Origin of the sequence: Paracoccus sp. P2 (genome assembly GCF_046335115.1) — a bacterium.
In the GTDB taxonomy this organism is placed as follows: domain Bacteria; phylum Pseudomonadota; class Alphaproteobacteria; order Rhodobacterales; family Rhodobacteraceae; genus Paracoccus; species Paracoccus pantotrophus.
Genome location: NZ_JBGOSN010000097.1, coordinates 1 through 5311 on the forward strand (window position 1 = coordinate 1; position 5311 = coordinate 5311).

Annotated in this window: 6 protein-coding genes and 1 pseudogene; 4 read left to right on the plus strand and 3 right to left on the minus strand. The window is 62.5% G+C overall.

Annotated elements, in window-relative coordinates; translation table 11 throughout:
* Positions 1 to 148 precede the first annotated feature (148 nt).
* Both ACDP63_RS24135 and ACDP63_RS24140 read right to left on the minus strand, forming a co-directional pair.
* Positions 149 to 391 carry a recombinase zinc beta ribbon domain-containing protein gene (locus ACDP63_RS24135; RefSeq protein WP_081750616.1) on the minus strand — a complete coding sequence of 81 codons (243 nt, stop codon included), beginning with the start codon at positions 389 to 391 and terminating at the stop codon, positions 149 to 151.
* A complete protein-coding gene (locus ACDP63_RS24140; RefSeq protein ID WP_024846230.1) occupies positions 352 to 573 on the minus strand; it encodes a hypothetical protein in 222 nt (73 codons plus the stop codon). The genes ACDP63_RS24135 and ACDP63_RS24140 overlap by 40 nt, the downstream gene beginning before the upstream one ends.
* Positions 574 to 1312: 739 nt before the next feature.
* Here ACDP63_RS24140 and ACDP63_RS24145 point away from each other — a divergent pair.
* From ACDP63_RS24145 to ehuA, 4 genes are all read left to right on the plus strand, one after another.
* Entirely contained in the window at positions 1313 to 2143 is an 831-nt protein-coding gene (locus tag ACDP63_RS24145; protein WP_197029496.1) for a transporter substrate-binding domain-containing protein, read from the plus strand.
* A 97-nt stretch (positions 2144 to 2240) separates the two neighbouring features.
* Positions 2241 to 2906, plus strand: a complete 666-nt coding sequence (gene ehuC, locus ACDP63_RS24150) for an ectoine/hydroxyectoine ABC transporter permease subunit EhuC (RefSeq protein ID WP_028710975.1) — start codon at positions 2241 to 2243, stop codon at positions 2904 to 2906.
* Positions 2907 to 2909: 3 nt separating this feature from the next.
* Entirely contained in the window at positions 2910 to 3581 is a 672-nt protein-coding gene (gene ehuD, locus ACDP63_RS24155; protein ID WP_028710976.1) for an ectoine/hydroxyectoine ABC transporter permease subunit EhuD, read from the plus strand.
* Positions 3578 to 4396 carry an ectoine/hydroxyectoine ABC transporter ATP-binding protein EhuA gene (ehuA, locus tag ACDP63_RS24160; RefSeq protein WP_028710977.1) on the plus strand — a complete coding sequence of 273 codons (819 nt, stop codon included), beginning with the start codon at positions 3578 to 3580 and terminating at the stop codon, positions 4394 to 4396. The genes ehuD and ehuA overlap by 4 nt, the downstream gene beginning before the upstream one ends.
* Positions 4397 to 4595: 199 nt before the next feature.
* On the opposite strand, the pseudogene ACDP63_RS24165 reads toward ehuA, so the two are convergent.
* A pseudogene (locus ACDP63_RS24165) lies at positions 4596 to 5042 on the minus strand (heavy metal translocating P-type ATPase); the annotation flags it as partial.
* Positions 5043 to 5311: the final 269 nt, after the last annotated feature.

A 5311-nucleotide genomic window follows, 5' to 3' on the forward strand; every position in this document is an offset into this window, starting at 1 on the left:
ACGGCTTCACCGCACTCGGCATACCCGAAACTCAAGCCGTGGGATGACTCCGTCGGGGGAAAGGGGAACTCTGACCGTCAGTCAATTTGTGCAACAGAGTCGGCGCGCCGCGCCAAGCCTTCCTTATCTTCCGCGCCGATCTGGCTGCCTACGAGGCGGTAGTGCTGCGCGCGGTGAAGGTAACCACCATGCGGTCGAGCTTGTCCATCGGGATCGCGCGGCCTTTGCAGCCGGTTTCGCCCTGCCGCGCCCGGATCGAGCAGGCATAATAGCGGTATCGGCCGTTCTTGCCGGTGCGCAGCGTCATGGCCCCGCCGCAGTTGCCGCAAGGGCAAATGCCGGTCAGCAGGTTCAGCGGCCCATCGAAAAGCGGAAATTGGAGAGGTAGGATTCGTAGAACCGCACGGGCTCGACGCTGTCCGGCAGGGACCGGGCCACCGCCTGAAAGCGGCGATCATCGTCGGTGACGATATAGGCGATGCGCAGCCCGGCCTGGGCGGCGACCGCGTCGCAAAAGGCGCTGGCGTGGTCCAGATCGACCAGCAGGCCGTATAGGCATCGGCAACCTCCCACCCGGTGGCCGGCAGGTCGGCGATGCGGCGGCTCTCCGCCCCCGCCCGCATCCACAGCAGCGGGGCGATACGCTGCAAGGCGAGGTTGTGTGTGAGCAAGCTAGGACCGACTGCGGAGCGGCGCGGAGGCGTGGAGAGGCGTGGAAACGGAGACTCCGCGCGTCTTATTGAAAGCATTAGTTTTTCTGAAACGAACGGAGAAGCTGATGTCCGATGATCAAGTAGGGCTATGTCGGGGCGATGGCGCGATGGTTGGGGTGAGCGCGGGAGCGCAGTCGTGACCATCCTTCGTGGTCGTACGGACCAAGCCTGCCTCGCCGGATCTGCGGACGCAGGTCAAGAGCCGTCCGAGTAAATGACTCGAGGGAAGCACCAGACGCCCCAGCCGCAGGCCAAGCTCATCCGGTTCAAAGGTTCACGATAGCAAGGTGCGGCGGGGGAGTCGCTGTGCGACGAGGATGGCACAGGTCGCCGTATCGTGCCTTTTGGTGAACCGGGCACAACCACGCGAGGGTGTGCATAACAGCTTGTTTTCAAGGATATGTATCGCCATCCCGGGCGCGCCCTTGGCGACCGCGACAGCACCATCCGGGATTCCGGGTTGCGACCGGCGGGCATATATTTCATGCTTAAGGCCAACCACACAGTCGATGATGCTTTTCGTTCCGGGTTGGTTCGTACGTGTCGATATCGATTGTCGAACGAACCAGAAAGGGAAAGAGATGCAATCAGTCAGGCGCATGTGCAGGATCACCGCAGCGACGATGATGCTCGGGACTCTGGCCGCCGGAGCGATCGCCGCTGGCCCCCTCGAAGACCGTATCGAGGCCGGCGAATCTATCCGGCTTGGCTTCGCGGCTGCGCCGCCCTGGGCCTATCAGGGCGATGACGGCTCGCCAAAGGGCTTCGTCAACGGGATCACCATCGATGTTCTGAAGAACATGGGATACACCGATATTGAACCGGTGCTGACCGACTGGTCGGGACTGATCCCCAGCCTCAGGGCCGGGCGTGTCGATATCGTCACCGGTGGCATGTACATCCTCAAGGCGCGTTGCGAGAACATGGATTTCTCCGAACCGATCGGGGCCTTTGGCGATGCCTTCGTCGTCCCCGCGGGCAACCCCGAGAACATCGAGACCTATCAGGATCTGATCGACAAGGATCTGAAGATGGTGGCGCCCTCAGGCTATAACACGCTGGGTGACGCCAAGGCCGCGGGCGTTCCGGAACGTAACATCATGGAAGTGCCCGGCCCGACAGAGGCGCTGGCGGCCCTGCGGGCCGGACGCGTGGCCGCCTCGGCAACGAACGTGCTGGAAGCGAAACATGGAGCGGATTCGTTCGATGGGTTCGAAATGTCCGATCCGACCAAGTTCGTCGGCCGCGAAAAGCAGGTCGTCGGCGTTGGCTTCCACCCCGATGACGACGAATTCCGCGAGAAGTTCAACGAAGCGCTGAAGGAATACCTGGGCAGCGAGCAGATGATGGAGACCGTCACGCCCGACGACTACATCGCGGCCTACCTGCCCACAGGGCAGACCACGGAAGAGGCCTGCAAGGCCGACTGAGCGGGCGCGCAGCTCGCCCAATCGACCCGGACGGCGAAATATGCGCCGTCCGGTTTTTTCGTCCGCATGAGGACGCAACACGACGCCACGAGGGCCGATGTCCTATCTAGAATTCCTCGGCAACTACAGCGACCGGCTGATCGACGGCTCCCTGATCACGCTTCTACAGTTCGTCCTGGCGGCACTGGTCGCAGTCGCCGCCGCGATAATTTCCGGCCTGATCAAACTGGCGCAGCTGAAGCCACTACAGGCCGTCGCCACCGTCTATATCGAGATATTCCGTGGCACCTCGCTTCTGGTGCAGCTCTACTGGTTCTTCTTCGTCCTACCGCTGCTCGGGGTCAGCCTCGAGAAGTTCGTCGCCGGTTTCCTCGCGGTGGGTCTCTGTTATGGCGCCTACGGAGCCGAGCTGGTCCGAGGCGCAATCCAGTCGGTCCCCCGAGGCCAGTGGGAGGCGGCGCTGGCGTTGAACATGTCGCCCGCGCAGCGGATGTGGCGCATCATCCTGCCCCAGGCGCTGGTCATCATGCTGCCGCCTTGGGGCAATCTGATGGTCGAGATACTGAAGGGCACGGCGCTGGTCGCGCTGATCTCGGTTCCGGATCTGATGTTCGAGACGCGGCAGATCAACAACAACACCTATCTCTCCGCCCAGGCATTCGGAACCGCGTTGGTGATCTACTATATCTTCGCGCGTTTCGTCGTCACGCCGCTGATGCGGTGGCTGGAACGGGTGATGGCCCGCAGAATAGGAAGGGCCTGAGTCATGTTCGAATGGAGATGGGAATTTACCTTCGAAATTCTTCCGCGCCTGATCGGGGCGACGGGCAAAACGCTCCTGGCAGCCGGGGGCGGCTATGCAGTCGCTCTGGTGCTGGGGCTGATATTCGCGCTGGCGCAGCGCACGCCTTGGCGCGTGCTCACCGTGGCGACGCGCGAGGTGGTCGAGTTCGTCCGCTCCACGCCGCTTCTGCTGCAGGTCTTCTTTGTCTATTATGTCGGGCCGCAGTTCGGGCTGAACCTGTCGCCCTGGACGGCCGGCCTGGCCGCCATCGGCCTGCATTATGCCGCCTATCTTTCCGAGGTCTATCGCGGCGGCATTGAAAGCGTGCCCAAAGGCCAGTGGGAGGCCGCCAAGGCCCTTAATATGTCGACCCTCAAGACCTACCGCCGCATCGTCATCCCGCAGGCACTGCCTACGGCATGGGCGGGGCTGGGCAACTATCTTGTCGGCATCTTCAAGGACACGCCGATGCTGTCGGTGATCGGCGTGGGCGAGTTGATGCACACGGCCAACGCAGTAGGTGCCGAGCATTACCGGTACCTGGAACCTTACACTATAGTCGGGCTGATCTTCCTTGCCATCTCGCTGCCGACCGCCTGGCTGGTAAGGCAAATGGAGATCTCGCTCCGTCGCAGACTGGGACTGACGAAATGAATGACGACACGGGCCGCTATCCGCTGAAGCTGGAAGGCGACAACATCCCCATGGTCAGCTTCCGCAACGTGACCAAGAAATATGGCGACCTGACGGTGCTGGACCGCCTTGATCTCGACGTGGCGCCGGGCGAGATGGTCACGATCATCGGGCCGTCGGGGTCGGGCAAGACCACCGTCCTGCGCTCGCTGATGACGCTGGAAACGATCGACGGCGGCGTGATCTATGTGGACGGCGAGCCGCTGACCCATATGGAAAAAGGCGGCAAGCTGGTGCGCGCCAACCAGCGGCACCTGCGCCGGATGCGCGCGAAGATCGGTATGTGCTTCCAGCATTTCAACCTGTTTCCCCACATGACCGCGCTGGAAAACTGCATGGAGGGTCCGGTGCAGGTTCTGGGCCTGCCGAAGGACGAGGCGCGCGAGCGGGCTCTCGAGTTGCTAGGCATGGTGGGCATGTCCGAAAAATCCGATCAGCACCCTTCGCGCCTGTCGGGCGGACAGCAGCAGCGCGTAGCGATCGCCCGGGCGCTGGCCATGCGCCCCTCGGTGATGCTGTTCGACGAGGTGACGTCAGCGCTTGACCCAGAGATGATCGGCGAGGTCACCAACGTCATCCGTTCGCTGGTGGACCAGCACAGCCTGACGATGCTGATGGTCACCCACCAGATGGGTTTCGCGCGCGAGATTTCGGACCGGGTCTGTTTCTTCTACGGGGGCAGTATCGAGGAACAAGGCGCGCCGGCGACGATCTTCGAGACTCCCGAAAAAGAGCGCACCCAGCAGTTCCTGAGCGCGGTGCTGCAGGCGAACTGAAACAATAAATCCCCTACCTGGCTCAGTCGGACATCGCCCAGCATTACAGTCGCTTCCTCGACGAGGACATCATGATTGTGGCTTGGTCGCCACCTCTTTCCTCGGGTCATGGCCCACCGGGCCGGTGATGTCGGAATCCGCAGCGGGGGCATAGTCGGCGCTGTGCATCTCGCCTGAGAACCTGTCCGTTTGCGCAGAGTCCCCTTGCGGGTTTGATGAATGTCTGTGCGCAAACGGACAGATCCATTGTGCAGGGACATGCGATGATCAGCATGGCCACCGCGTTGATCAGCGCAAAGGTGAGCGCGGGCTCGGGTCCGAAGAACAGCCAGATAGGGAAGGTGAGCGCGGCAACCGCCATCACGGCCGGCACGAACCCCTCCGTCACCTTGTCCACCAGCGCCTGGATCGGCAACTTCGAGCCCTGCGTCTCTTCGACCATGCGGATGATCTGCGCCAGCACGGTCTCCGCACCGACCCTGGTCGCCCGGAACGAGAAGGCCCCGGTCTTGTTGATCGTGCCGTCGACGACTTCCGATCCGGCCTCCTTGGCGACCGCCACCGGCTTACCGGTGATCATCGACTCGTCGACATAGGACGAGCCGTCGACTACCCCGCCATCGGTGGGCACCCTGTCGCCGGGCCGGGCCGGACCCCTGATCCCCAGGCTGCGCATCAACCTCTCTACCGTGCAGCGTGCGACATCCTCGACCGCGCTGATCGAACGGCGTGGTCGACCCGGTATGATCGTATCCGACAACGGAACAGAGCTGACCTCGAATGCCATTCTGAAGTGGTGCGCCGAGCACGGGATTGTGAACCGGCGTGCAAAATTGACCCCGTAACGGGGTAATCGGCTTCCAAAAATGACCCCCCTTACGCTGATGGTCATGATGCCTCCGAGGCTATCGGGGG

What these genes read in the sequence shown, in the direction of transcription:
- ehuC (WP_028710975.1), top strand. Translation starts at nt 2,241, where the DNA reads ATGTCCTATCTAGAATTCCTCGGCAACTACAGCGACCGGCTGATCGAC.
- ACDP63_RS24145 (WP_197029496.1), top strand. Translation starts at nt 1,313, where the DNA reads ATGTGCAGGATCACCGCAGCGACGATGATGCTCGGGACTCTGGCCGCC.
- ehuD (WP_028710976.1), top strand. Translation starts at nt 2,910, where the DNA reads ATGTTCGAATGGAGATGGGAATTTACCTTCGAAATTCTTCCGCGCCTG.
- ehuA (WP_028710977.1), top strand. Translation starts at nt 3,578, where the DNA reads ATGAATGACGACACGGGCCGCTATCCGCTGAAGCTGGAAGGCGACAAC.